This is a genomic window from Nonomuraea sp. NPDC049141 (genome assembly GCF_040648415.1).
Classification (GTDB): Bacteria; Actinomycetota; Actinomycetes; order Streptosporangiales; family Streptosporangiaceae; genus Nonomuraea.
Genome location: NZ_JBEZDR010000011.1, coordinates 181641 through 207635 on the forward strand (window position 1 = coordinate 181641; position 25995 = coordinate 207635).

22 protein-coding genes and 3 pseudogenes are annotated in these 25995 nt (G+C 67.6%); 11 read left to right on the forward strand and 14 right to left on the reverse strand.

Annotated features, from left to right (window positions below):
• The first annotated feature begins 433 nt into the window (after positions 1-433).
• Complete coding sequence (locus tag AB0B91_RS31960; protein ID WP_358327398.1) at positions 434-1639, forward strand: MFS transporter; 1206 nt, start codon at positions 434-436, stop codon at positions 1637-1639.
• A gap of 209 nt (positions 1640-1848) precedes the next feature.
• On the opposite strand, the gene rox is transcribed toward AB0B91_RS31960, so the two are convergent.
• The gene (gene rox, locus AB0B91_RS31965; RefSeq protein ID WP_358327891.1) at positions 1849-3273 is read right to left on the reverse strand and encodes a rifampin monooxygenase; all 1425 of its coding nucleotides are present in this window, start codon (positions 3271-3273) and stop codon (positions 1849-1851) included.
• 508 nt (positions 3274-3781) lie between these two features.
• On the opposite strand from rox, the gene AB0B91_RS31970 reads away from it, so the two are divergent.
• From AB0B91_RS31970 to AB0B91_RS31980, 3 genes are all read left to right on the forward strand, one after another.
• Positions 3782-4366 carry an RNA polymerase sigma factor gene (locus tag AB0B91_RS31970; RefSeq protein WP_358327400.1) on the forward strand — a complete coding sequence of 195 codons (585 nt, stop codon included), beginning with the start codon at positions 3782-3784 and terminating at the stop codon, positions 4364-4366.
• The gene (locus tag AB0B91_RS31975) at positions 4366-5415 is read left to right on the forward strand and encodes a CU044_5270 family protein (protein ID WP_358327402.1); all 1050 of its coding nucleotides are present in this window, start codon (positions 4366-4368) and stop codon (positions 5413-5415) included. Before AB0B91_RS31970 ends, AB0B91_RS31975 begins: the two co-directional genes overlap by 1 nt.
• A 95-nt stretch (positions 5416-5510) precedes the next feature.
• A complete protein-coding gene (locus tag AB0B91_RS31980) occupies positions 5511-6383 on the forward strand; it encodes a hypothetical protein (RefSeq protein WP_358327404.1) in 873 nt (290 codons plus the stop codon).
• Between the two features lie 109 nt (positions 6384-6492).
• On the opposite strand, the gene AB0B91_RS31985 is transcribed toward AB0B91_RS31980, so the two are convergent.
• A complete protein-coding gene (locus AB0B91_RS31985; protein WP_358327406.1) occupies positions 6493-7722 on the reverse strand; it encodes an MFS transporter in 1230 nt (409 codons plus the stop codon).
• Positions 7723-7933: 211 nt separating this feature from the next.
• Here AB0B91_RS31985 and AB0B91_RS31990 point away from each other — a divergent pair, with 211 nt between their 5' ends.
• Complete coding sequence (locus AB0B91_RS31990; protein ID WP_358327408.1) at positions 7934-8671, forward strand: VOC family protein; 738 nt, start codon at positions 7934-7936, stop codon at positions 8669-8671.
• Positions 8672-8851: 180 nt separating this feature from the next.
• Here AB0B91_RS31990 and AB0B91_RS31995 read toward each other — a convergent pair whose 3' ends face one another.
• Entirely contained in the window at positions 8852-9826 is a 975-nt protein-coding gene (locus AB0B91_RS31995; RefSeq protein WP_358327410.1) for a YafY family protein, read from the reverse strand.
• Positions 9827-9903: 77 nt separating this feature from the next.
• Between AB0B91_RS31995 and AB0B91_RS32000 the strand changes: the two genes are divergently transcribed.
• Positions 9904-10638: an alpha/beta hydrolase gene (locus AB0B91_RS32000; protein ID WP_358327412.1), complete on the forward strand. Its 735-nt coding sequence runs from the start codon at positions 9904-9906 to the stop codon at positions 10636-10638.
• A gap of 239 nt (positions 10639-10877) precedes the next feature.
• Here the strand turns inward: AB0B91_RS32000 and AB0B91_RS32005 are convergent, their stop codons facing one another.
• Positions 10878-11492, reverse strand: a complete 615-nt coding sequence (locus AB0B91_RS32005; protein WP_358327414.1) for a TetR/AcrR family transcriptional regulator — start codon at positions 11490-11492, stop codon at positions 10878-10880.
• Between the two features lie 50 nt (positions 11493-11542).
• Here AB0B91_RS32005 and AB0B91_RS32010 point away from each other — a divergent pair, with 50 nt between their 5' ends.
• From AB0B91_RS32010 to AB0B91_RS32025, 4 genes are all read left to right on the forward strand, one after another.
• Positions 11543-11743, forward strand: a complete 201-nt coding sequence (locus AB0B91_RS32010; RefSeq protein ID WP_358327416.1) for a hypothetical protein — start codon at positions 11543-11545, stop codon at positions 11741-11743.
• Positions 11736-13220, forward strand: a complete 1485-nt coding sequence (locus AB0B91_RS32015) for an MFS transporter (protein ID WP_358327417.1) — start codon at positions 11736-11738, stop codon at positions 13218-13220. Before AB0B91_RS32010 ends, AB0B91_RS32015 begins: the two co-directional genes overlap by 8 nt.
• Before the next feature lie 44 nt (positions 13221-13264).
• On the forward strand, positions 13265-13420 hold the full coding sequence (locus AB0B91_RS32020) for a hypothetical protein (protein ID WP_358327419.1): 156 nt from the start codon (positions 13265-13267) through the stop codon (positions 13418-13420).
• 269 nt (positions 13421-13689) lie between these two features.
• Positions 13690-13968, forward strand: coding sequence for a hypothetical protein (locus AB0B91_RS32025; protein WP_358327421.1), 279 nt, complete (start codon positions 13690-13692; stop codon positions 13966-13968).
• Positions 13969-13979: 11 nt separating this feature from the next.
• On the opposite strand, the pseudogene AB0B91_RS32030 reads toward AB0B91_RS32025, so the two are convergent.
• From AB0B91_RS32030 to AB0B91_RS32060, 7 genes and pseudogenes are all read right to left on the reverse strand, one after another.
• Positions 13980-14887 (reverse strand): annotated as a pseudogene (locus AB0B91_RS32030) (Tn3 family transposase); the annotation flags it as partial.
• 918 nt (positions 14888-15805) lie between these two features.
• Positions 15806-16321, reverse strand: a pseudogene (locus tag AB0B91_RS32035) (DUF4158 domain-containing protein); the annotation flags it as partial.
• 567 nt (positions 16322-16888) lie between these two features.
• Positions 16889-17143, reverse strand: a pseudogene (locus AB0B91_RS32040) (AMP-binding protein); the annotation flags it as partial.
• A gap of 174 nt (positions 17144-17317) precedes the next feature.
• Positions 17318-18589, reverse strand: a complete 1272-nt coding sequence (locus tag AB0B91_RS32045) for an aldehyde dehydrogenase family protein (RefSeq protein WP_358327423.1) — start codon at positions 18587-18589, stop codon at positions 17318-17320.
• Between the two features lie 480 nt (positions 18590-19069).
• Positions 19070-20044, reverse strand: coding sequence for an NmrA family NAD(P)-binding protein (locus AB0B91_RS32050; RefSeq protein WP_358327425.1), 975 nt, complete (start codon positions 20042-20044; stop codon positions 19070-19072).
• 262 nt (positions 20045-20306) lie between these two features.
• Positions 20307-21338 carry an alpha/beta hydrolase gene (locus tag AB0B91_RS32055; RefSeq protein ID WP_358327427.1) on the reverse strand — a complete coding sequence of 344 codons (1032 nt, stop codon included), beginning with the start codon at positions 21336-21338 and terminating at the stop codon, positions 20307-20309.
• A gap of 37 nt (positions 21339-21375) precedes the next feature.
• A complete protein-coding gene (locus tag AB0B91_RS32060) occupies positions 21376-22077 on the reverse strand; it encodes an SDR family oxidoreductase (protein WP_358327429.1) in 702 nt (233 codons plus the stop codon).
• 480 nt (positions 22078-22557) lie between these two features.
• On the opposite strand from AB0B91_RS32060, the gene AB0B91_RS32065 reads away from it, so the two are divergent.
• The gene (locus AB0B91_RS32065) at positions 22558-23655 is read left to right on the forward strand and encodes an NmrA family NAD(P)-binding protein (RefSeq protein WP_358327431.1); all 1098 of its coding nucleotides are present in this window, start codon (positions 22558-22560) and stop codon (positions 23653-23655) included.
• 106 nt (positions 23656-23761) lie between these two features.
• Here AB0B91_RS32065 and AB0B91_RS32070 read toward each other — a convergent pair whose 3' ends face one another.
• The 3 genes from AB0B91_RS32070 to AB0B91_RS32080 form a co-directional block, all read right to left on the reverse strand.
• The gene (locus AB0B91_RS32070; protein WP_358327433.1) at positions 23762-23977 is read right to left on the reverse strand and encodes a winged helix-turn-helix transcriptional regulator; all 216 of its coding nucleotides are present in this window, start codon (positions 23975-23977) and stop codon (positions 23762-23764) included.
• A 386-nt stretch (positions 23978-24363) separates the two neighbouring features.
• The gene (locus AB0B91_RS32075; RefSeq protein ID WP_358327435.1) at positions 24364-24903 is read right to left on the reverse strand and encodes a Mu transposase C-terminal domain-containing protein; all 540 of its coding nucleotides are present in this window, start codon (positions 24901-24903) and stop codon (positions 24364-24366) included.
• A gap of 198 nt (positions 24904-25101) precedes the next feature.
• Entirely contained in the window at positions 25102-25980 is an 879-nt protein-coding gene (locus AB0B91_RS32080; protein ID WP_358327437.1) for an alpha/beta fold hydrolase, read from the reverse strand.
• Positions 25981-25995 lie beyond the last annotated feature (15 nt).

Below are 25995 nucleotides of genomic sequence, written 5' to 3' on the forward strand. Positions count from 1 at the left end.
GGGCGCGGCTCCGATGACGTTGCGCAGGTGCAGGTCGGACCAGTCGTAGGCAGCCCCTTCGGCGGTGGACAGTGCGAAGGCGACCAGTCCCAGCACGATGATTCGCCTGTTCCTCAGTGCCGGCTGTCCCGCGCGTTCCTCTTCGGTGGCGGCGTTGCGGGGCACTGTGGGTAGCCAAGATGCCTTGCACAGGCTGAGCGGCTTGGCTGGGCGCTCACGTGATCAAGGATTCGCCGCCGGCTGAGCGCGAGGACCAATCCCCGGGCTGAAAAGCAGTTGAGGTGACAGCCGGGGTGAACCATGATCCCTTCATGCCGGACACGACGCCCTCCAGACTCAGTCCCCGAGCGCTGTCGAAACTGACGAGCAAAACCACCGCGATCAACCGGTAGACACGGTTCGGCCCAAGAAAGTTTCGGGAGCATCCCAGTCCATGACCGATAAGTTCACGACGAAGGCCACCTATGGCCAGGTCTTCGCGGTCACACAGTTCCGTGCCCTGTTCGCAGCTCGGCTGCTTGGCGTTATGTCGGACACGCTGCGGTCCGTCGCGCTGGCGGTGCTGGTGTTCAGCCAGACGAACTCTCCGTTGTTGACGGCGGTGGCGTTCACGATCGGCTTCCTCCCCCAAGCCGCAGGCGGCCTGTTTCTTGCCGCGATGGCGGACCGGTTCTCGCCGCGGGCCCTCATCACCACGGGCTACGCTCTCCAGTGCGCGGTCGGGCTGCTGCTCGCGTTCGGGCACCTCCCGGTCGCGGTCAGCCTGCTCCTCGTCGCGGCCGTGGCCTGCCTGACACCGGTCATCACCGGGGCCGCGGGCCGGGTCCTGGCGGAGATCCTCGCCGGCGATACCTACGTGCTCGGGCGTTCGCTGAACTACCTCGTCGCGGTTGCGGCGCAGTTGGTGGGCATGGCCGCCGGTGGGGCGCTGATCGCCTGGCTGGGCGTGGAGCGGACGATGCTGGTCACCGCAGGGGCGCACCTGCTCGCGTTGGTGATCAGCCGCCTGTTTCTGTCGCGCTTCGAGGTGGTCCGCGCGGGCGGGTCGATCGTGCGTAAGACCTGGCAAGGTAACGCCGCGCTCGTCGCCGCCCCCGGGGTCACCAAGCTGATCATGGTCCAGTGCCTGCCCGCCGCGTACTTGGCCGCAGCGGGAAGCCTGCTCATCCCGTACTCCGCGCAGCGTGGGTTCAGCCCAACGGAGACCGGCCTCCTCTTGGCAGCCACGTCAGTCGGCATGCTCATCGGCGACGTCGTGGTGGGGCGAGCGTTCGCGCCTGCCACCCGAGAACGACTCGTCCTGCCACTGCTGCTGGTCATGGGCACGCCCTCGATCGCGCTCATCCTGGACCTGCCACATCCGGCGATCGCCGCGGTGTACGTGATCACTGGCATGGGATCCGCCTACCTGCTCGGCCTGCAGCGACGCTTCCTGGAGGCGGTCCCGTCCGACCTTCAGGGACAGAGTTTCGCGCTGCTCAACACCACCACCATGACCATCCAGGGGATCGGACCCCTGGTCTTCGGCGTGTTCGCGGAATTCCTCTCGGTCGGCTTCGCGATCGCCCTGACCGGGGTGAGCAGCGTGGTCACCACGCTCCTCCTGCGCGACGCGATCCGCCCACGCACGTCCGGCTGAGGCTGTCCCAAGAGCCTGCGTACGACCTAAGGGGCTGGGGCGTCGCAGAAATCGAGAAGGCATCGACTAGTTCAACCGCGCCCTCGCCACTGACCAGGGTCGGCCATGATGGTGCGCAGGCCGACCCTGGCGTCGGAGCACCACGGCTGATGCTGCGTCCAGCCTTCCGATGGTCAGTCGCTACTGGCCGTTCGGTTGCTCAGGCCACATCAGTTGGCGGGCTTGCCGAACCAGCGGGAGAGGTGGTCGTCCAGGTCCTGCTGATCGTCGCCGATCCAGGCGACGTGGCCGTCAGGGCGTAGCAGGACGCACGGAACATCCAGTTCCGCAGTGGGATCCGCGAGGTAATCGACCCGGTCTGACCAGCCGCCGACGGTCAGGCGTTCGGTGCGGTCCAGCAGCAGGCCGCGGCCGAGATGCAGCAGACCGTAGAGGTGGCCATGTTTCACGTCGATGTCGCGCAGGCGGCGGCCGAGCAGGTCAGGGCCTTCGCCGAAGTCGTAGCGGATGCCGATCGCGGTGATCTTCTCGATCAGATAGCGGTTCACCTCGTCGAAGTCCATCAGTTCGGTGAGCAGCCTGCGCACGGCCTGCGGGCCCGGTTCGGTGGAATGCAGTTCCATCTGGGCGCGGGTGTTGTCCAGCACGTCCTCGGCGACCGGATGACGTTCGGCCTGGTAGGTGTCCAGCAGTGTTTCCGGGGCCCAGCCGTGGATCTGTGCGGCCAGTTTCCAGCCGAGGTTGAATGCGTCCTGAACGCCCAGGTTGAGGCCCTGTCCGCCGGTGGGTGGATGGATGTGTGCCGCATCGCCTGCCAGCAGCACCCGCCCGACCCGATAACGTTCGGCCAGCCGGGTGGCATCCCCGAAGCGGGACATCCAGCGCGGGGAGTGCACGCCGAAATCGGTTCCGGCGATGGTGCGCAACTGTTGTTTGAAATCCTCGAGGGTGGGCGGTTCCGCGCGGTCGCTGACTCCCGCGGCGGGGACTATGACGCTATAGACCCCTTCGCCGAAGGGCCGGAGCCAGAATCGCTGATGGGTCTGGCCGATTCCGGTCACCTTGGCGGTGATCTCTTCCTGCGGCACACCCACTTTCATCTCGCCCATGAGCGTGTCGGTCCGTGAGGGCTCGCCGGGGAAGCCGACGCCGAGCAGTTTGCGCACCGTACTACGCGCGCCGTCACAGCCGACGAGATAGCGCGAACGCAGCTGTTCCCCATCGGCCAGCTCGACGGTCACACCCTCGTCGTCCTGCTCGAAACCGGCGACCGCGCAACCGCGCCGGACCTGCGCACCCAGCTCGATCGCGCGTTCTTCCAGCAGCTGTTCGATGACCGGCTGCGGCATACCCAGCAGATAGGCGTACGCGGAATCCAGGCCCTTGGGCGCGGGTTTGGGGATGGCGGCGAAGAAACCGCCGGCCGGACGCTGTCTTCCATGCTGGAGAAGGCGATCCAGCTGTCCGCGCATGGCCATCAGCTCGAGACTGCGAATATGCAGACCGACGATGCGGATGAACGACACGGGCTCGGTTTCCTTCTCCAGAACGAGTACCCGCACATCGTGCAGCCGCAGTTCGGCGGCCAGCATCGCACCGGTCGGCCCGCACCCGGCAATGATCACATCGAAGATGAGGGGCGCGCGATCGGCGCCGGAGGCCGGCGACCGGAGAACTCCGGGGACGTCGCCCACCGTGGAGTCACGCTCGGCCCTGTCGTTCGACGGCGGCTCGGCGGTTACCTGCTGGGAGTGCATAGGTGTTGCCTTTCGGGAGTGCCTTGTTGGTGAGGCGCTCCCGGCGACACCTACGTCAATCGCCCGGCCGTGACGGAAAGGGGGAGCACCCACATCGCTATAGCGTTCATGGGTCTCACCTCCTCGGGCGGTGTCACGGTCAACTGGAAGCTACAAGCCCGAGCATCATCGCGTCCAATCCTTTTCCAACCACGAGATCACGGCTCCGAACGGGCCGGCACGAAGTGGACGCCAACCCGTGTACCCGTGAGGTCGCATGCGGCCATACCGAGCCGCGCAGCATGCGCACACCGTCTGTCATGTGATGCGAGGTTTCGGGAAATTGGCGTGAAGAAAACCTGCCGAGCGGCGAACACTGGACGACAGTTGCCTTCGGAAGGACGCCATGACTGCACCACCTGACGCCAGCGATGTGATGGAAGACGTCACCGTGGTCGAGCAGTCGCTGGACAATCCCGAGCTTTTCGCCCTCCTGTACGACCGGTACTTCAAGGAGGTCTACCGCTATCTGGCCGCCCGGCTCGGCAGCGAGCAGGCCGAGGACCTGGTCGCGGACGCCTTCCTGCTCGCGTTCAACGGCAGGCACGGTTTCGACCCGCAGCGGGGCACCGTGCGGTCGTGGTTATTCGGCATCGCCACGAATGTCGTGGCCCGGCACCGCCGCAGGGAGGGCCGCCGCCTGAACGCGCTCAGCAAGATCGCGGCTGAGGACTCCGCCGACGGGCACGAGGATCGGGTGACCTCGCAGCTCGCGGCGCAGGCCAGCCGGCCGGAGCTCGTACGGGGGCTGAAGGGCCTGGCGAAGGGCGATCGCGACGTGGTGTTCCTGCTCGTGTTCGGCGGGCTGGGCTACGAGGAGATCGCCACCGCCCTGGACATACCAGTGGGGACCGTCGGGTCCCGGATCAACAGGGCACGCAAGAAGCTGCGCGAGACACTGGGCGACGTCAACCCGATCGGGGAATGGTGATGGACGAGCTGAAGCTGATCGAGGCCGTGTTCGCGGAGCCCGAGCCGACGCCGGAGGCGGCGGCGAAGGGGCGTGACCGCCTCCTCCGCACCGCACAGGCGTCACGGTTTCACCGTCCGCGCCGCAGGTGGCCGTCCGCGCCGCCGGTCCGGCGCGTCGCCCTGGTCGGCGCCATGGCGGTGATGCTCACCGGCGGAATCATCGTCACCCAGGTGAGCCTGGGTGGCTCCGACCCGCGTACCCCCGGCTTCCTGATCGCCGCCCCTCCGGCCGACGCTCAGGCGCTGCTCACCCTGGCCGCGCGGGCCGCCGCCGGCCGGCCCGACACGGTGCCGGCGCGCGGCCAGTACGTCCACACCAAGATGCTGGCCCAGCACAGCCTGTACACCACGGACAAGTCGGGCCGGACGCTCTACACCAAGGTGCTGGTCAGCGAGGAGCGCTGGGAGGCCGCCGACGTGGGCAAGCCCTGGCTGAGCCGCAGCCAGAACCTGTCGGCCACGGGACCGGCGCCCCGCACGTACTGGGACCGCGGCGTGGAGGACATCGTGTCCGAGTCGGGAGCCTGTCCCGGCCAGCCGGCGTACGCGCGGCTGGGCGCCTGGCCGACGGACCCCGCCCAGGCACGCGCGAAGATCGTGGCCGACACGGGAGAGGAGCCGCTGCGCATCTGGCGCTCCCTTCAGAGCCTGGTCCGCGAGTCCGTGGTACGGCCCAGCCTGAGCGCCGCGCTGTACCAGGTCGCCGCCGGGCTGGACGGCATCGTGCTCATCCACGACGCCGTGGACGCCGCCGGCCGCCCCGGCCTGGCCGTCGCCATGGACGAGGGCAACGGCACCCGGTCCGAGCTGATCTTCGACCGGAAGACCTACCAATACCTGGGCGAACGCACGGTGAACACCAGGGACCGCGAGGTGAAAGTGTCCTCCGACAGCGAGTACACCGAGAAGAAGAGCGCGGTAACCGGCACCGCCGTGCTCGCCGTCGATCTCGCCCCCGGCCTGCCCGAGGTGTCGCCGAAGGCGTCCCGCATGAAGATCCCCTGCTGAGACTTTCCCCCTGATCCGGCCTTTGCGGCCGTGAGTTCTGTTCCGCATGCCCTCAGATCGATCCGGCATGCCCTCAAGGAAGAAGGAGAACATCCATGTTCATCGCCAAGGCAGTCGCGGCCACTCTGCTCGCCGGCTCGTTCGGCGGCCTCACCTCGCCGCCATCGGGGGACGCGGCCGCGTACGAGAAGCAGACGCAGCTGGAAGCCAAGCGCGTCGCCTGCATGACCGAGCGGGGCCTGGACTACGTCGCCTCGCCGGAGCCTCGGTACACGTGGCAGCCCGGAGAGCAGGAGCGGCTCGCGGGCGACCTGGAGGCGCTGCGGGCGTACCGGGCCAAGTACGGCTTCGGCGTCTGGTCCCCGAACGTCTATCCGAAGGACAAGGTCGTCAACCCCGTTCAGCACGAGAACCCGAACAACAAGATGCTGATGTCGCTCTCGGCCGGCCAGCTGAAGAAGTGGCGCGCCGCCGACGAGTCCTGCTTCTCTGCGGCGGTCAAGGAGGTGCTGGGCAAGACCGTCACCTCCCAGGAGGACTACTACGACCAGCTCGAAGCGGCGGTGCGGAAATCGTTGAGCGTCCTCGACCAGGACAAGCAGCTCGTCCAGCTGGGCAAGCAGTTCGCCGCGTGCCTAGGCGTCAGCCGGACCGAGCCGACCGAGCTGGACGGTCTGAGCCACACGAAGATCGTGCGGCAGGCTTCGGACGTCGCCAAGAAGGCGTGGAAGGGCGAGCAACCCAAGGGCGAGAACGTCATCTTCCGGCCGAACCTGAAGCCCGCGCAGGCCAGGCCGTACCTGGACAAGGAGATCAAGGCGGCGCTGAAGGACCTGGAGTGCGGTAAGGGCTTCTACCCCGCCTACTCCCCCAAGGCCATGGAGCTCACGTCGCGGGTCTACCAGGAGTTCGGCCGGGAGGGCGCGGCCCAGGCGATCCCGTCCCGGATCTACAGCAAGCTCGTCTGACGCAGCGCTCCCGGGGTGCCGCTCGTGGCGCGAGCGGCACCCCTCGCGACGAGTGACGAGTTCGGAAAGGCATGCTTAGGCGTCCACCGAACATTTCAATCGTCACATCTCAATCGTCGTGGGCGATGAGCATGAGCTGCCGCCACAGCAGCACCACGAACACCGCGGAACCAGCGAATGCGAACCAGAAGGGCGCCGCGACACCGAAGCGGGTGGCCAGGACACCGCCGATCAACGAGCCGACCACCAGACCGGCGTAAACGCAGACGGTGTTGACACTGCCCACCCGGCCCTGCAGTTCGCGCGGGACCGCGCGCTGGCGGACGGTGACCGAGGTCGTCCCCCATATGAAGGCGTGCGCGCCGAAGGCCAGGAAGATGCTCCCGGCGACCCATGGCGAATGGGTCAGGGCCAGGCCCAGATGGGTGAACGTTTCGATGATGAGTCCGATCCGCATCAGGGCGCCGAGGCTCACCCTGCGGGTGATGGCCCCGTACAGACCGGTGCCGATCAAGCCGCCGATCCCGCCGATGGTGGTCATCAGACCGAAGCCCATGGCACCGAGGCCGAGCTGCTCCTGGGTGTAGAGGACGAGAACCGACCAGGCCGCGCCGAACGTGAAGTTGAAGATCAGGATGGTGAGCGCCAGCGTGCGGACCGCCGCGTGCTGGATGGTCCAGCTGAACCCGGCGACCAGTTCCCGTACGGTGTCAGGCATCACGGGGTCGTCGGCCTGTCGGCCGTGCGGCGGCAGCGTGATCCGGGAGACCAGGACGATCGCCGCCACCACCAGGAGCAACTGGGCCGCGAACGGCCAGGTCAAGCCCAGGCCGAACAGTGCCGCACCGATCGGCGGCCCGGCGAGCTGATTGAGCGTGATGAACGCCGTGCCCAGGCGGGCGTTGGCGATGACGAGATCGTCCTTGCCGACCATCATGGGAGTCAGCGTGGCTGTCGCGTTGTCGGCGAACACCTCGGCGATGGATCGCAGCGTGAGCGCCACCAGCGCCGTCGCCACGGTCACGGTGCCGGTCACCATGAGCGCGACGAGCGCTGCCAGCAACACGGCGCGCACCGTGTTCGCGACCAGCACGATCCTGCGCCGGTTGTACCGATCTGACAGCACGCCCGCGTACAGGCCGAACAGCAGCGGCGGCGCCCAGCCCACCAGGGCCGACAGCGAAATCAGCAGCGGGTCGCGGGTCAACGTCGCGATCAGCAGTGGGCCCGCGGCAGCCGCGACCCCGTCACCGAGATTCGTCAGCCAGCTCGAGGCCAGCAACCACCGAAATCCTGTCCCCAGCCGAGCAGGCAGGACTCGCTCCACCAGTGTGATCACGAGCGCAAAACCATACGTTTTGCGAGCATCCCTGGCAACGCGTTTTCGCGCCAAGTGCCGAGGAGGGGTGAGCCGGCTCTTCGCCTCGGGAACTTGAGCGGCCGCGGGGACGGGGTTCCGACAATCTGGTCCCCGCCCTGCCCGTTACCGTCAGTTGAGTGGAAAATGCGCGGTTAATCCCGTTTCATCCGTTGGGCATATGATCGGCGGCATGGCGCTGAGGCTTGTTCAGGTGAACTTCAAGGCTCGGGATGACGCGGCGCTCGGCCGGTTCTGGGCGGAGGCGCTCGGTTGGGGTCTTTCCAGCGAGGGACCCGGCGTGACCAACCTCGAGCCCGAGGGTCTCGTCTGGCCGGACCCCGCCGGCTTCTACATCGATGTCGTGACTGTCCCGGACCCCGAAACGGTGAAGTACCGCGTACACCTCGATCTCGCCACCACCTCCGCGGCCCATCAGGCCGAGTTGGTCGCGCGCCTGAAGGATCTCGGCGCTACGCCCGCCGATGTAGGTCAGGGCGACGTTCCGTGGACGGTTCTGGCCGACCCGGAGGGCAACGTCTTCTGCGTGCTGGAGCCTCGGGAGATCTACCGGGACACCGGGCCGATCGCCGCGGTGGTGGTCGACTGCGCGGACCCGCGGGCCATGGCCCGGTTCTGGGACGAGGCCATGGACTGGACCCTGCGCGAAGTGACCGACGATCATGCGCGGCTGCGCTCGGCCAAGGGTGTCGGGCCGTATCTGGAGTTCCTCCGCACGCCCGGTGTGCCGACCGTGTGGAACCGCGTCCATCTCGACCTGCTGCCGTACCGCGGTGACGATCAAGCGGTCGAGGTGGCCCGGCTGCGGGCCCTCGGCGCCACCGACATCGACCTCGGCCAGGGCGACGCGCCGTGGATGGTCCTGGCCGACCCGGAGGGCAACGAGTTCTGCGTCCTCGGTCCCGCCTGACGCGGAGCCTCCCCGCCTTCGGGCCGGACACCGGCAAGCCCCTCGACGCGGTACTTGATTGCCAGACGCTGAGAGTGTGGCGATTAGTTGCGAGTCACGCCTCCTCCACCCTGGCCGCGCTCTCATGCAGGAGCCTCCAGGCGCCAGACGGCGGCGATCTGACCGCGGTAAATCCGTGATTTACCGCGCCAGGATTTCCGGTTGTCGTTCGGCCGCCGCGGTGAGTTGACGCGCCAGGTCCTTGAGGGCTTGGCGCAGTTCGTCGGGGCTATGGATGGTGAAGGGCCATTCCAGGGAGGCGAGGAGGTGGGCCATGCCGTCGAGCCGTTCCGCCCGGGCGCGCATCAGGACACCGTTGGGTTGGGCGGTGAGAGTGGCGACGCTGTTCGGTAGCCGTCGCGCGATCTCGCCAAGAGGGCCGTCGATGAGGATTTCGACCTCCCAGCGGTAGGGGGCCTGTGCCAGGGTGGCGATGAGGTGGGTGACCGGGTCGAAGCCGGCGGGGGTGGTGAAGGTGGCGTCGCGGGGTGTGATGGAGGCGATTCGGTCGATGCGGAACGTGCGCAGACTGTCGCGAAGGTGATCGTGGCCGATGACGTACCAGCGCCCGGCGTGGAAGACCACTCCGTACGGGTCGAGGTCGCGTTCGCTGTGTTCCTGGCGCCAGGAACGGTAGCGCAGGGCGACGCTTCGATGGGAGCGGGAGGCCTGGGCCAGAGCCAGCAGGACGCCGGTTTCGGGGACCTGCGCGTTCACGGTGTTGCCGGTGAACGACAGGGTGTCGCGCATGGCGGCGAGCGGTTCCCGCAGGGCCTGCGGCAGTACTCGCTCGATCTTGGCCAAGGCGCCGGCGCCGGCCGGTGCGGTGCTGCTCATGCCCAGCCGCTCTCCAGCGAGCAGACCCAGGACGACCGCGAGGGCCTCGTCATTCGTGAGCACCAGGGGCGGCATCCGGTAGCCGCGGGCCAGCCGGTAGCCGCCGTAACGGCCACGATCGGACTCCACCGGAATGCCGAGCTCCCGCAGGTGCGCCGTGTACCGGCGCACTGTGCGGACATCAGTGCCCAGGCGGTCCGCCAGCTGGGTGCCGGTGAGTCCTGCGTGCGTTTGGAGGAGTTCGAGAAGGGCGAGCACGCGCGTCAGGGGATGAGACATGGATCACTCACAATAACAGGGCGGAAACTGTCCTGTATCAACCCTATGCTCGCTTCACCACTTCGAAAGGGAGAAGCGTGGCTACTTTCGTGCTCGTTCCCGGCGCTTGGCTGGGCGCCTGGGCCTGGGAAGACATCACCCGCGCACTGCGGGAACGCGGCCACACGGTGCTGCCGGTGACGCTGACGGGCCTCGGCGAAGGCGTCGGCCAGGCGACTCCGGAAACGAACCTGGACACCCACATCGACGACATCGTCACGGCCGTCGACCAGCACGGTCTGCACGATGTCACCCTCGTGGCGCACAGCTACGCCGGGGCACCCGTCACCGGTGCCGCCGGGCGCCTGGGATCGCGGCTGGAGCGTCTGGTCTACCTCGACAGCGCCCCATTCGCCGAGGGCATGGGCATGCTGGACCTCATGCCGCCGCAGGCGGCGGAGCAGCTGAGCAAGCAGGTTGCCGATCACGGGGAGGGATGGCGACTACCGATGCCGCCCATCGAGGTCCTCGGCTCGTTCGGCAGCCTGGAGGGGCTCAGCGAGGACCAGCTCGACCTCATGCGCGCGAAGGCCATGCCCCAGCCGTTCGGCACGTACGAGCAGCGGCTCACCGGCCTGGCCGAGCCGGAGCCCGGCGTGGACCGCGTCCTGATCGCTTGCAACGACTTCCGGGCGCTGCTGGATGCCGGGGTGCCGATGCTGGCTTTCCTGAACCAGCCACCGTGGCGCCGATTCGACCTGTCCACCGGACATTGGCCGATGCTGTCCGCGCCCGGCGAGCTCGCCGATGTCCTTCACGCGGTCGTCTCCTGACGCTGCCAGGGGACGGCACATCCGATCGCAGACTGCGCGGCTTGGGTCTGCAGTGCGGGACGGCACGGATACTCGGCACGATCCTGGCGATGTCCCGCATGTAGCAATCGACTACGTGGCCGAGCAGCTCGGGGTGGCGGACCCTTCGTGTACCAAGAACCGCGCCGGCCCCTCACACGAAGCCGGGCCGTCTTGCGCGGCGGCATTGCCCGCCGCTGCGCGCAGTGCTGCGGCGATCCTCACGGCCGGGGCGCGAATCCGCTGTTGAGGGCGTCGAACAGGCGCTCCAGGCGCGCGCGGTGGTCGTCTGCGATGGTGTCGGCCGGTTCTCCGGCGATCAGGAGCCGGGCGGTCTCCACCAGTACGGCGGTGTAGCCGGCGATGAAGAAGGCGGCGAGCAGCGGGGCGTCGCCGTCGAAGGCGGGGTCGTGTTCGAGCTCGCCGGCGAGGGTCTGCTGGAGGTCGGAGGCGATCTCCCTGGCGCGGGCGACCAGCGCGGGCGAGGCGGCGACGGTCCGGAAGAAGGGGACGGATCCATCCTTGAGGCCGGACAGGGCGTGCCGCTCCTCGAGGAGACGGAGCGCCATATCGCGCAAGGACTGGAGCACTCCGGCATCCGGGGCGCGGTCCTGTACCGCTGAGCGCAGGAGCCCGACGGCGTCGACCTCGCGGTCCAGGAGGAGGTCCTCCTTGCGCGGGAAGTGCTTGAAGACCGTCACGGCCGAGACCCCGGCCTCCCGCGCGACCTCGGTGACCGTGACCGTGTCGAAGCCGCGTTCGAGGAACAGCCGGGTCGCGACCTCTGAGATCTTCGCGCGCGTCCGCGGTCCGCCTCGCGCTCCGGTCCTGGGCATCCCGGCTCCACTTCCTTGTGTCACTTAACTTAGTCGCATAACCTAGTGGCATGCCCTTCGAACAGACAACCATCATTGTCGCCGGAGCGGGCCCCAGTGGGCCGCGCGCCACCGCGACCGCGTCCCGTGCGCAGGCGGAGGTGACCGGTCCGCGCGGGCGGCCGGATCGCCCCGTGCCGGGCCGCGCCGACGCCCGTGCCGATCAGGGTCCCCGCCGGGATCACGACGTGAAGGCAGACCTGCATGAATGAGATGGCCGCGGGCCGGCCAGGTCGTACTCCCCGATCGCTACGGGAGGCGTGGGTCGCGTTGGCGGGGCTGTCGGCGGTGTTCCTCTTCGAGATGCTGGACAACTCGATCCTGAACGTCGCGCTGCCCGTGATCGGACGCGAGCTCCACGCCTCCACGACCGCCTTGCAGTGGGTGACGGGCGCCTATGCGGTCGTGTTCGGCGGGTTGATGCTGGCGTTCGGCGCGATCGCCGATCGGTTCGGCCGGCGGCGGATCATGCTGATCGGGCTGGTCCTGCTCGGCGTGGCGAGCCTGGCGACCGCCGTGGTCACCACCGCCGAGCAGCTGATCGCCGTCCGGGCGACGATGGGGGTCGCCGCGGCGATGACGACCCCGGGATCGATGGCGCTGGCGTTCCGGCTGTTCGACGAGAACGGCCCGCGCGTGCGCGCGCTGACCCTCATCTCGACCGTCGGCCTGGTCGGGCTCGCGATCGGCCCGACGGCGGGCGGCCTGGTGCTGGCGATCGCGCCCTGGCAGGTCCTGCTGCTGGTGAACGTGCCGATCGCCGTGCTCGCGTTCCTCGGCGTGCGGTCCGGCATCACCGTCGACGATCCGTCCGGCCTTCACCGCGACCCCCTCGACGTCCCCGGGATGCTGCTGGGCACGGCGACGATCGTGCTCGCGCTCCTCGCCCCGACGCTGTTCGTGGACGAGGGCGCCGGCTCCTGGGCGCCCTGGGCGGCCACCGCCGCGGCCGCCGTGACGGCGATCTGTTTCGTCCTGCGCGAGCGCCTGGCCCGCCACCCGCTGCTCGACCTGAAGCTCCTCGCCCTCCCCTTGGTCTCCAGCGGCCTGGCCTACAAAGCCGCCACCGGGCTGGCGACCGCTGGACTCGGTTACATGGTGACGCTGCAACTGCAGCTCGACTGGGGCTGGACGCCCGCACTGGCCGCCATCGGGATGCTGCCGCAGGTCGTCGTCCTCATCGCGGGCAGCGCGTTCGTCGACCCGTTCGTGCAGCGTGTCGGCCTGGACCGGGCCGCGTGGATCAGCGCCGCGGCGGTCGTGTCCGGCCTCGCCGTCTACGGCCTGCTCGGCCGGTTCGGCTACCTGTGGGTCGCGATCGCGCTCGTCCTCGTGGCGGCCGGGATGCGCGTGGTCGGCGTCGTCGCCGGGTTCAACGTGGTCCGCGGCCTGCCCGAGAACCGGACCACCATCGGCACCGCGCTCGTCGACACCGCCACCGAGGTCACCTCCGGTGTCGGCATCGTCGTCACCGGCACCATCCTGGCCACCCTGTTCACCGGCGACATCGCCACCTCCCCCTGGAGCCCGCAGCAGACCGGCGAGTTCCACCGGGCCGTCACCATCGCGGGCCTCACCCTCACCATCATCGCGACGGCCCTCGTCGGCTGGGGGATCGCCCGCAGCCGGTACGCCGCCGTCGACCAGGCGGCCACCCCCATCGACGACACCGTCCCCCAGGACGCCTGACACCCCCCGCCGCAGCGCCCCCGAACCGATTGCGAGGAGCACACATGACGATCACCCTCCGACCGGGCAGCACCGTGGTGTTCACCGGCGATTCGATCACCGACTGCCAACGGCTGCGGAGCGAGGACGGCCTCGGGTTCGGCTACCCCGGGATTGAGGAACCTGTGGACAGCCGTTGGCGGTACCCGCGAGTAACTTAGCTGGACGCTTCGGTGGGAGTCCGGGGTTGGCCTTCCCTGTCGTCGTCGGCGACGGTGCCCGAAGGAGGGATGACCGTGGCCTCGCTCGTAGTCCCGATGCGCATAGGGCTGCAGTGCCGTCGAAGGAACAGCGCCTGCCCCATGCCCGCTACTCTCATCGGGCCTGCATCTCCGAGTCGAAGTAGGCCTGCCAGTAGGAGTGGATCGGTGAACCGGGTTTAGTGTCACATGTTTTGACGCCATGGGTCTGACCAGGGCAGGCTTGCCCGATGGCGGATTCTGAGGATGTGGCGTTCCTGCGTGCTGATGTTGATCGCTTTTGCCGGGAGATCGTTGACCTCGCGCCCGCGCTGCGGCTTCGGCGGCTGTCGGAGCTGCGCGTGATGCTGGAGGAGGTGACCGGCGCGGCGCTGATCGAGGCGATGGCGGGCGCGCGGGGTGAGGGGTGGGGCCTGCGCAAGATCGGCGCGAGCGCCGGGATCTCGCATGAGCAGGTGCGCCGGATGCTCGCCGAGGGGCTTTCAGCCGGGGAGCATCCGGTGCGCTGAACCGGAGGGGGTTACTCGGCGGACCGGGGCGTGCGCAGCGGCCTCAGCTGTCCGTCGCGGACCAGCTCGGGCAGGGAGAAACTGTAGCGGCCGAGCATGTTGAAATGCTCAAAGCCCAGGGGTGAGAGTCAGGCGATGTCAGCGGCGGAGATTTTCTTACCCTCGGCTCGCATTTCTTCCAGGGCGCGGGCCGTATGACCGTGTTCCATAGAATGCAGACGTTGGTCATGAATCCCAGCGCGCCGAGTTGATCTTCCTGGCCTTCTTTGTATTTCTGCCGGAGTTCGCCCTTTTGGCCGTGGAATATTTTGCGGGCCAGGGTGTGGCGGGATTCTTGACGATTGAGCTGGGTGTTGACCCGGCTGCGGACCAGGGTGTCGATGGACCCGTAGTAGGCGGCCGCGTCAGCGCGGAACAGCGTGGCGCTGCCGACATCGGCCAGGCGCGGGGAGAATTGCCAGCCCAGCAACCGGAAGATGCCGAACGCGATTTCGGAGGCGCCCGCGGTGTCGGAGGTGATCTCGGTGGGCTTGAGCGACGTTTCCTGATCCAGGAGCCCTTCCAGGATGTAGTACCAGTCTTTGGGTGTGCCGGGAATGACGATGCCGTGAAAGCCGGTGAATTGATCGGAGGTGAAATTGTAGTAGGTGACGCCCTTGGCTCCCTTTCCCTTTCCGAAGTATTTGGTGTTGGGTCCGGCGTTGATGGTTTTGACCGGGACCACGAACCGGAGCCCGTCGGCGGAGGCGAGTTCGCCGCCACCCCAGGCTTGGGCCAGTTCCAGGCCGGAGTGGAACTCGACCAGGGCGGCGTTGGCGGCGGTGAGGGTGGCGGGGTCGCCCCACTTGCGTAGGCCTGGCATGAACACCTCGTGGCGGCGCAGCGATTCGCGTAGCCGCTCGACGGCCGCCACGGTGTAGGCGTGCCGGTTGAAGGTGCCTGCGTGCTCGCCGCGCTTGGGGAAGACGCGCCGGTGCCAGGCCGAGGTCAGCAAGCCCGCGGAAACCTCGCGGGGGTCGATGTCGGTGCGGCGGCGCTCGATCGCTTTGAGGAAGTCCAGCGCCGCCAGCACGTCATGGCCGCGCCGCACCCCTTGCCCCGGCGTCTCGGCCGCACCGGCGTCGAAGTCGAGGTGCTTGAGCAGCTTGGGCAGGAAGCGTCGGACGGTGGCGTAGCGATCCAGCAACTCTTCTTGGAAATCTTCATCGGGTTCGCGGGCGATGTCGCCGATGACGTCGGCGGCGGCACCAATGGCGGCCAGATCCATCTCATCGAGGGCGGCGCGGATGTCGCCGTCGGGGATTTCGGCGACGGAGCGGATCTTCAGCCACACCTCGCGCAGCACGATCGCCGCGACATCGAGGTCTTTGAGGGTGCGCATCCGCTCCTTGTTCGCTTTGAACGCCGAGGTGCGCAGCAGGTCGCCGACCGCCAGGTCGAACACCTCGACCGCGTCGTCAGCCGACTGAGGGGTCATGGTCGCGGCGAACGCCACCAGGGTGGCGAGTTTGCGGTCGCCGGCCAGTTCGGCGACGGCCTGGGCGCGGGCGGCGTGGGCGAAGCGGGCCAGTGCGGCGATCTTGCCGGGCGGCACCGCGCTCAGGTCCCAGCCGGCTGCGCCCAGGTCGCGCAGTTCCACATGCCGGTCCAGGGCTTTGACCAGGCCGGTGCTGCTGACGTCGGTGGGGCTTTTGCGTAGCCGGTCCAGCCGGGAGACGCGCCGGCCCTGTTCGATCTTGACCAGGTTCTTCAGCACGGCGGCCTGGTCCGGGCTGGGGGCGGCGGCCAGCAGCGCGTACTGGCGGGCGGCGACGCGCTCGCGCAGAGCGGCGATCATCCGCTCCAGGGTGGTGACGCCGGGCAGCAGGATCTTGGCCCCCACCAGGCGGTGGGTGGCCAGGTCGAACAGCACGATCGGGCGCTCGCCCGTGGTCCAGGCGCGTTTGTAGAGCCAGCAGGCCAGCGCGAACCACTGCTCGCCCGCAAAGGCGGTGAAGCCGTAGCCGCCGCGGATCTGCTCCTGATGATCCCAGCGGGCCTCCTTGCTGCCGTACCCCTTCAGGTCAGCGGCCTGCAGGCCGAGCTGTTCGGCGACGTAGTCGACCACCGCAGCGGGAACGTCCTCGGGATCGTCCAGGAAGCAGTTCAAGAACCGTGCGGTGCCCAGTTGCACGGACCAGCCGAGCTGGTTGCGCGCGCCGTTGGCGGCCATCGCCCGGCGCCGGTCATCGGCATCCAGGTGGAAGAAGGCGCCCAGCTGGGCGACGTCGGGGACGGTGTTGAAGACGCCGTATCGGCTGCGCTGCTCGGTGGTGAGGAAACTGACCGGCATGAAAAGGGTGCCTCCAGGCATCCGAGGGCGCGCCCTCACCTCGCGCAGCGTGGTGGAGGCGCCCTCGGATATCAGCAGCGGCCAGGTCAGATGATCGGACGTGACCGATTACGTGCTGAATTGTGTCAGTCTCACGCCAGCCATGATCACCGTCGTCCGGCTGGTGACGGTCGCCTTGTACGCGTGCCCGAAGTCCGCGCCTGTGTACGTGCCTGTCCTGCGGGAAGCGGGCGAGGAAATCGTCGAGGGTCGCGGCTCTGAGATCGACGGCGTGCGCTATCTCGGCGACGGGTTTCGTTGCCCGCATGACCCGGCGACTTCGCCGACTCGCGCCAGGCAGGCGAGGCCCCCGCCGGTTCTGCGATGGGGGTCTCGGTGCGGACTTTAGAAGGCGCGCTCGGCGACCTTCACCCGCCGGCTCGCCTGCAACGCGGCGCGCAGCCTGGCGGCCGGCAGCGGCGCGGCGGAGGCCTGAAGGATGTGCTCAACCGGTACGTCGGGGTTGGCGAGGTAGATCTGGGTGTAGGCGCCGGACTCGGGCTCAAAACGCCAGCTGTCGGCCAGGGCTCCGGCGTCGACGGTGTCGAACCCGAGCCGGTCGATCAGCTGCGCTGCCCGGGACTTCGCGCCGGGGTCATCGCCAGCCATGATGCCGGTGCGCAGCGAGGACAGGTCGTATTCTGCGGCCATCGTCAGCTCGGCGATGAACATGGTCGGGACGCCGTACAACGACGTGCAGCGCTCCTCCTGCACTGCCCTCAGGGTCGCCTCGGGGTCGAATCCGGGGGGCAGCACGACGCAGGCGCCGTGCGAGGCCGCGGCCAGATTGCCCATGACCATGCCGAGCTGCGGCTGATCGCCCAGGAGGTCACCGATCCGGCGCTGCGCTGGCGCCTTCAGGACCTCTGCGACCGCCTTCCCTGACAGGCAGCCCTTCGAGACGGCGCCGGAGCCCACTCCGCCGACGCGGCTCCATGTGGACGTAAGGCGGACTGTCGCCAGGCGACGACCGTCCGGTCAGAACGTAAGCTGTCCGCTGGGCACGATCATGTACTGGCGCAGGTTCAGGTCGCGGAAGCTCACCGGGCCGCGCGGGCCGGGCACCCGGTCGATGTTGATTCCGGTCTCTGGCAGCCGCAGCAGCTTGAAGCCGTCGAGGAGCCGGGTGGTGGAGTTCCAGAAGACGCCGGAGCCGGTGTAGGCGTCAAGGAACTGCGCGGCGGCGGCCGGATCCTCGGTCGCGATGGCGGCGGCCAGTCCTGACGTCTCTTCATTGGCGATCCGAGCCGCGTGCAGGGGGCCGTCGGCGGCGTCGACCGTCACGGTGGCCGCCCGCTTCGAGTCGAGCGACCACTCGTACCCGCGGGGGTGAGTGTGCGGAGGCAGGGAGGCGGTGATGCCGAGGTGGTCCAGGACCTGCAGAATGCCAGGTAGCCGTTCGTCGTAGACGGATTGGTCGATGAGCAGCAGATTGAGCCGGTTGCACACGCCCAGCCGGTCCAGGCTGTCGCTGATCAGCTGGTGCACGGTCTTGTCGTCGGCGGCCGAATCCACGTATAGGACCCCGCCGCCGTCGGCGTGGGCGAGGGTACGCACGCCGTGCCGGGCGGCCTCGCGGCCGAGGTCGCGGGTGCTGTCGCCGCTGCCGCGCAGGATGACCAGCGGAATGAGCTCGGGCAGGGAAACCAGCGCATACGCCGCCGAGCGGTCTTCGCTGGGCACCAGTTGGATGGCGTCCGGATCGAGGCCGGCTTCGCCGAGGGCCGGTGCGATCACCTGGTCCACGATGGCCCGGGACGAGCGGAGCGCGGCCGAACCGGTGCGGAGCACGCCTGCGTTGCGTGACTTGAGGAACTGGGAGGCGATGTCGAGGGTGACGTTCGGACGTGCCTCGAAGTTCGCGCCGATGACGCCGACCGGCCGGCGGCGTTCCAGCAAGGTGAGACCGTCCGGGCGCTCTTCGAGGACTTGGTCGCGAGGCTGGTACGCCACGTCCGCCAGCATGCGCAGCTCTGCGGCCATGCTCTCCAGCCGTGGGCCGGTCAACCGCAACCGGTCTTGAAGGGCGGGCGACATCCCGGCGGATACGGCTGCGGCGAGGTCTTCTCCGTTGGCGGACGTGAGAGTGTCCCGCGCCGCCCGCAACCGTTCCGCCATGCCCTGCAGCGCGGTGTCGATGGCCGCGTCCGTCGCGTTGTGGAGGGTCGCGCAGCTTTGCGTGGCTCGGATCGCGCAGGCACGCACCGCCTCTTCGGCAGAGCGGGTTTGACGGTTGTCGTCGCTGGTCAAGGGCATCCTTTCACCGACCGCGCGCATGGCAAAGTTTAAGGAGATCGTAGCATTGTTCAACAATCCCCGAAACGTCTTCGTTCGCTGAGCAGCCGAGGCACTGACGAAATGGGGCGTGGTCGTGGTGCGGTGACGTCCTCGGAAGGGGAGTGAGGGAGCGGGCGGCGGGGCCCGGGTCGCGGCGCGCGTTGCCTGGCTGATCGCGACGATCTGCCGCAGTGGATCGCCTGCAGGTCGCGCCCACGCCTGTCGCGCTTGCCCCTCCCCTGCCCTCTGCGCTGAGTACGAACCGCAAGCTGTTCGGGCCCCCGATTCGTCGTAGTTCAGGGCCCGCACTGGGGTTGCTACCGATCGGACAGATGGAGCAGGGACTGCAGCACGCACACCGTGGTCGGCTGCGCCCCTCGCCGAACCCCAAGATCGTGCCGGGTAAGCAACCCGATCCGCAGGTATTTCGATCTGTTCTGGGCGCTCAGGGGCTCAGTTAGCCGCCATCTTCCGGATGCGCGGGTGGTTCTCCAGCGCCCACCGCACGGTCTTCGGCGGGCGCCCAAGCAGGGTTTCCAGCTCGTCGGTGATGCCGCCGTATCCTCCGCGGCCGATGATCCGGGTCAAGGTCTTCAGGTGCTCCGCGATGTGCGGGTACGCGGACATATTGGTGTCCACGTAGGTCTTGTTCCAGGTTTCGACATCTTCGGGAATGTAGGTGACCGGGCGTCCCAGCACGGCCGCGAAGTCCTCAGCGATCCCGTGCATGTCCTTCAGCTCCGGGCCGGTGAGCGCGTAGGACTTGGAGATGTGCGGCGCCGGGTCGGCCAGGATCTTCGCGCACAGTTCCGCGACGTCGTAACCCGCGATGGGTGCGAGCCGGTGGTCGCCGAAGGGCAGGCGCAGTTCACCGTCGGCCAGTGAACCAAGGGCCAGCCAGGTCATGATGGGGTTCTCGACGAAGAAGGCCGCCTGCACGTTGACGGTCGGGACGCCGGACCACTCCAGCACCTGCTCGGCGACCCAGTGGGCCCGTTGCTGCGGCGACCAGTTGGCGACGAGTCCGCCGAGCCGCGCACGCCGCTCTTCCTCCGGCGCGGTCATCTTGTCGAAGGTCATGAACGACTGCTCGTACTCGGAGATGTTGACGAACACCTCGATGTCGCCTTGGGCTCGCGCCGCCGCGGCCATCAGGCTGACGGCATCGGTGTAGTACGGCGACAGGCTCATGCTGAAGTAGATGCGCCGGACGCCCTTCAGCGCGGCGGCCACGTCGGCGATGGTGAGCAGGTCACCGACGAAGACCTCCGCCCCGGCCTGGCGGAGCGAGTGCGCGCGTTCGTCGTCCTGCCGTACGAACGCGCGCACGGGGTGCCCTTGTTCGAGAAGCATGTCGACCATCATTCGGCTCACACCGCCAATTTCGCCGGCGGCTCCGGTGATCAGGATGGGGTTGCGCTCTTGCATGAACGTGTCCTCTCTCTGGGTGAGGTGAGTCAGATGTACGCAGATGTGGTCGGCGACCGTCTGGGCTGCTTCGGGTGCCTGGAGCGTCTATGCCATCGCTCGGCGCGGTGGCAGGCCAGGGTCTTGGTCGAACTCGTGGAGGTGACCATTCCCACCGGAGGCGGTCGCTGAAGGCGAAGCCGTTGAGCTCGGTGGCCGCTTCCACGCGGGCCGTGGGCTTATGCCAGTCGGACGGCGCCGGCCAGGCGGATTCTGCGCAGTGTCATCGGGGTGATGAGCTGTCGATACGGGCGAGGAAGTCCAGGAGCGCGGCGTTGACCTCCGCGGGACGCTCCTGCTGCGTCCAGTGGCCACATCCCGGCAGCACCACCGGGCCGTGCAGTTGGGCGACGGCGCTCAGCGGGTTGCCCGGCCCGCCCTGGCCGCGGAAAATCTCGCTCAGCGAACTGCCCCCGTCCGGGCCGCGCAACGAGGTAACCATGTCACGGTCTCCCACCACGTACAGCGCAGGGACGTCGATCTCGCACCCCCGGAAAGGCGCGAGCAGTTCGTTGTTGCGTTCGATGTTCCGGTACCAGTTGAAGGCTCCGGTGAACGCCTGCTCCCCGTGAAGGGCGAAGTCCTCGGCGTACGCCTGGATGTCCTCTTCCGTCAGCCAGGCCGGGAGAGCGGGCGACTCCGGCATGGTGTCCAGCAGGCCCAGACCCTCGGGTATGACCAGCGGACGGGGCTCCCTGCCGAGCGGGTTGTCGCCTGAGGCGCCGACCAGGAGACGGCGGAAGGAGTTCGGGATGTCCTTGGCGAACTCCGCGTCAGCGACTCCCGGCTGCTGGAAGTAGATCTGGTAGAAGCCCTCGCCGTACTGGGTGCGGGTGATCGAGGGCGGGACCATCCCGCCGGGCAGGATCGGCGGAATACTGAGCCCGGCCACCGCGCGGACCTTGTCGGGGCGCAGCATCGCCGCGGTCCAGGCGACGGGTGCGCCCCAGTCGTGGCCCACGACGACCGCCTGCTCCTCGCCGAGTTCCTCGATCAGGGCGAGCACGTCGCCGACGAGGTGGAGCAGGGTGTAGGAGGAGACGTCCGGCGGCTGCTCACTGCGGGCATAGCCGCGCTGGTCGGGGGCGACGACCCGGTATCCGGACGCCGCCAGCGCCCCGAACTGGTGACGCCAGGAGTACCAGCTCTCCGGCCAGCCGTGCAGCAGCAGGACCAGCGGCCCCTGCCCCTGCTCGGCGATGTGCAGCCTGACTCCGTTCACGTCGACGAAGCGGTGGGTGAGCGAACCTTCCACAAGCACTTCCTTAAATCTTTGAATCGGTGAGCGTGTGCTACTTCTTCAGCTGCGCGTACATGGCTTCCAAGTCGGCGGACAGCTGCGACTTGACCCAGCGGGTGATGTCGTCGGCCAGCACCTCATGCGCTCCCGCCTCGATGCCATCGAGCGCGGCCACAGCGACGTCGCGGGGGTCGGCCTTGGGCGCGTCGACGCCCGCCGCCATAGCGGTGTCCACGTAGGCCACGTGCAGACCGGTCACCGCGATGCTGCGCGGCTGCAACTCCAGGCGCAGAGAGTTGGTCTGCGACCACAGGGCGGCCTTGGAGGCGCTGTAGGGCGTGCCGTCGGCCAGCCAGGACAGGGCGGAGTGGACGTTGAGGATGTGACCCCCGCCGTTGCGCTCGATGATCGGCACGAAGGCCCGGGCCACCAGCAGCGGCCCGTAGAAGTTGGTCTCCAGGTCCCGGCGCACGTCCTGTACCGGGGAGTCGAGATACGAGGCGCGGACCGAGGCGCCGGCGTTGTTGATCAGGATGGTGACGTCCTGGGCCTGCTCGGCGGCCGCCGCGACAGACGCCGGGTCGGTGACCTCCAGCGCCAGCGCAACGGCACGGGGGTGGGTCACCGTGCGCGGGTCACGTGCCGTGGCGTAGACCTTGCCGGCACCGCGCGCGTAGAGCTCCTCGACCAGCTCCTTGCCGATGCCCCGGCCGCCTCCGGTGACGAAGACGGTGGCGCCCTTGATTGCTGTCATGACTGCCTCCACACATGAGAAACCGATCGGTTTCCACCACCATAAACCGATCGGTTTCCTCATGCAAACGCAGCTGAGCCAAAACATCGCCATGCGAGTTCCAAACTGGGCCAAGGAGGTCAGCCGAGCGAGGAAGCGCTCACCAAGTGGACAAGTGAGCACACCGCCGCGACCGCCGGTCATTCGTACCCGCGCCGACCGCTATCAAGTCGGTCGCGTCCGCCTTCGGATCCCGCAACGCCGACCGCCAGCGCCGCTGCGTGACCACGCGCCGAGTCCGCAGGCGCCTCCGCACCGTTCACCTGTGAAGATCCGGATGCCCGGGCGCTTGCCGCTTCGAAACCGATCGGTGTACTCTTTGAGAAACCGATCGGTTTCCAAAGTCGTTGATCGCCAAACTGATGCAGAGATCAATCCCGAACGCGCCGCGCCCATCGCGTGCTGATCGCGTGCGTACTCAACCTCTGGAGTCAAAAACCCATGTCTTCTCAAGCCACCTCCACCATCTTCGTCATCGGCGGCACAGGGGCTCAAGGGATACCCATCGTCCGCGCTCTTGTCGCCGACAAGAAGTACTCCGTCCAGGTCCTCACCCGGGATTCCACTTCCCCCCGAGCCCAGGCCCTCCTCGCGCTCGGCAACGTCTCCACCCTCGAAGGGTCATTCGCCGACGAGGGCGTGCTGCGCGAAGGATTTCGCGGCTGTGACGGGGCATTCATCAACATCGACGGGTTCAACACCGGTGAGAAAACGGAGACCTACTGGGCCATCCGCAGTTATGAGATAGCGATCGAAGAAGGAATCAAGTTCTTCGTCTACGGAAACCTCGACTACGCCCTCAAGAAATCGGGCTACGACTCCAGGTTCCGCACCGGCCACTATGACGGCAAAGGCCGCATGGCCGAATGGGTATTGTTCCAAAACGAAAGGAACAGGGACAGGATGGGAGCAGCGGTCTTCACGTCAGGTCCCTACATCGAGATGGTGATCTCGCCGCTGACGCCCATGACACCCACCATCGAGGACGGTGTCGTCACGTGGCGAGTCCCACTCGGCGAGGGGGCTGTTCCTCACGTGGCTCTCGAAGATTGCGGATTCTATGTCCGCTGGCTCTTCGACCATCCGGAGCGGGCCAACGGCATGGACCTCGAAGTCGCTATCGAGCACATGACCTATGCCGATATGGCTGCGGCGTTCGAGAGGGTCACCAAGCATCCGGCACAGTACATCGACACTGATCTGGACACATATTGGAACGGCCCGGACCTGAAGGGGGTTGCCGATCACCCTGCAGGATACAATGCCGATCCCAATGACAAAAGCACCATGAGCTTCCGCGACAATTTCACGGGATTCTGGAATGTATGGAAACATGGAATCATCACCAGGGATTACGCTCTGCTCGACGAAATTCACCCCAACAGGATCAGAAGTGCTGAGCAGTGGTTCAGGCGAGAAGACCAGTTGGGAAGGGAAATCGGTAAGGGAAGTCTCTGGGAGAGGGTCCAGCCAGAGAACTGGAGCATAGACTCTGCGGTCCTCAAGAGCAGTGCGGATTTCAGGACAGGCAAGTTGTGAGTTGAATGTTCACGATCATCGCCGGGAGGCTTGTGCGGCGGGTAGGTGCTGGATGTGCGGGACGGCCCCGTCCTTGAGGATGGAGAGCATGAGAACCGGGTCCTGGTTACCGGTCTGTGACGCGGAACGAGCCGGTGGGGGGAAGGTCTTGTTCGGCCCAGGCGGCCATGGTGTCCAAGACGACCTCAAGTCGTGCGCCTGCCGGGGTGAGTTGGTACTCCACGCGGGGTGCGATCACTGGGCAGGCGGTGCGGGTGGCCAGCCCAGTGCGTACGAATCGCCGTTTGACCCGGGTTCCGCAGATGTCCGTGAGGAAAAGCACATGAATCCACGGCTTGAACTGGGGAAATGCAACCGATCACGCTGATACGGCGTGTCACTAGGGCTAGGCATCATGCCTGGTCAAGCGGCCTGACCGGGGCGACGTTCCCGATCTTCGACTACGCGCCGCGCGACGGCTGTCAATGCCGGCCCGCATAGATGATCAGCGGCTGAACGACCGTGCGCCCGTGAGAGCTGTCGTCCGTCTCTTGCGTCTCGTTCTCATGGCCCGTGCCTGATCAGGCATGTCACCAGAACGTAGCAGCATCACCGCAGGCTATGGTGCGGTATTCGAGGAAGTCGTGTCACTAGGGCTTTTCGCGATTTCCGCTAGGCCGGAACCTTCTGACCCGCAGTTTAGCGTTCCGATGTGCCTCATGTCGGCCGTTAGCTGCGGAACGCGGGTTTGAGTCGCGGAGCGTCACCGCGGGTAGTAGTGGTGCCGGTGAGCGGTGCGGCGGGCGGGCTGGGTCTGTCGTGGGTGGTGGAGGCTCGGTCGCCGTCGGGCTGGGTGAGGGTTGCCCAGTTGGCCAGATCGGTGCTGGCCAGGGAGGCTAGCAGGGGTTCTCCGTGGGCGGCCAGCAGCCGGTCGACGATGGCGTCGCGGCTGGTCAGGTGGCCGTGTAGCTGTTTGCGGCGGGCGTTGCGGGCGGCGGTGATCTCTTTGAGGCTGATGGTGGTGGCCGAGAGTTCGGGGCAGATCGCCCGGCACAGGAATTCCTCGGCGCCGTCGGGGAGGCGGAGGTAGACGCGGATCTCGGTGATGTCGCGGGGGTTGTAGCGGATGGTGGCCTGTTCCCGGGTGTAGAAGGCCAGGACGGGGTCGAGGTAGCGCAGGGACAGGAAGTGGATCCCGTCGGTGTGGATGAGGCGGGGTTTGGCGACGGTGAGCAGCAGCAGGTCGAGTTGTTCGAGCGAGTCGGGCATGCGCGGGATGAACCCGCCGGCCTCCCACCGGTGTCGGCGATCACGTAATTGGGCTCTGGCGCGATCTATGGGGAGTGATCACGTTCGGTGATCAGTTGTGGAGAGCCATGGCACGTAAGAGGTCGAAGTTCGCTCGTCCGTACATGATGCGCTTCAGAAATTTCCCGAACGGGGGTGACCACGGCGGCCTCGGGGCGGTCACGCCACAGCGTTCAACAGGTCGGCCAGCATGTCGGGCCGTTCCAGTGCGATGAAGTGACCCGCTCCCGGCACCTGCGTGAAATCGGCGGCAGGCAGCAGCTCCTTGTTGGCCTCCCGGTCCGACCACCGGGACCAGTCCTTCTCCCCGTAGAGGAGGTGGACGGGGGCCTTGACCGCGGTGTAGCGCGCGCGGGCCGCGATGAGGCTGGGCAGGCTCTGGTACACGGCCCGGGCGACGGTCGGGTAGCCGGGCCGGCTGCCCACCTGCAGGAGCTCGTCCACGTAGTCCGCCCGCAAAGCGGTCTTGTCCACCAGGCCGCCCTGCAGGATCTTGCGGAGGATGGGCTTGGGCTCCACCCCGGCGACCACCAGGCCCACCCCCGGAGTGAGAACACCGCCGACCACCAGACGAGCGAGGAGACTGGACCGGGCGATTCCGTCGCGAAAGTCGTACGCATTCACCGCAACGACGCGCCGTACGCGCTCCGGCAGATCGGCCGCGGTGGTCAGGGCGAGCACCGCCCCCATGGACTCCCCGACCAGCGTCACGTCAGAGAGGTCGAGTTCGGTGAGGAGCCGTTCGACGCCCGCACGCATCGCCGGCTCTGCATACGACGCACTGGGCACGATCTCGGAGTAGCCCATCCCCGGGAGATCGAGGGCGTACACGGTGTACTGGTCGGAGATCAAGGGGATGAGGACGCGGAAGTGCTCGGCCTGCGTTCGCACGGTGTGCAGCAGGACCAGGGGAGCACCCGTGCCCGCTTTGAGGTAACGCAACGTTCCCTCACGGTTGTGGCGCCCTCCGCGCGGGGCGATGGTGTGGCTGGTGGTCCCCGGGATGTGAATCGTGGGACGCGCCTGGTGACTGGGCATATCGCCGACTCCTTA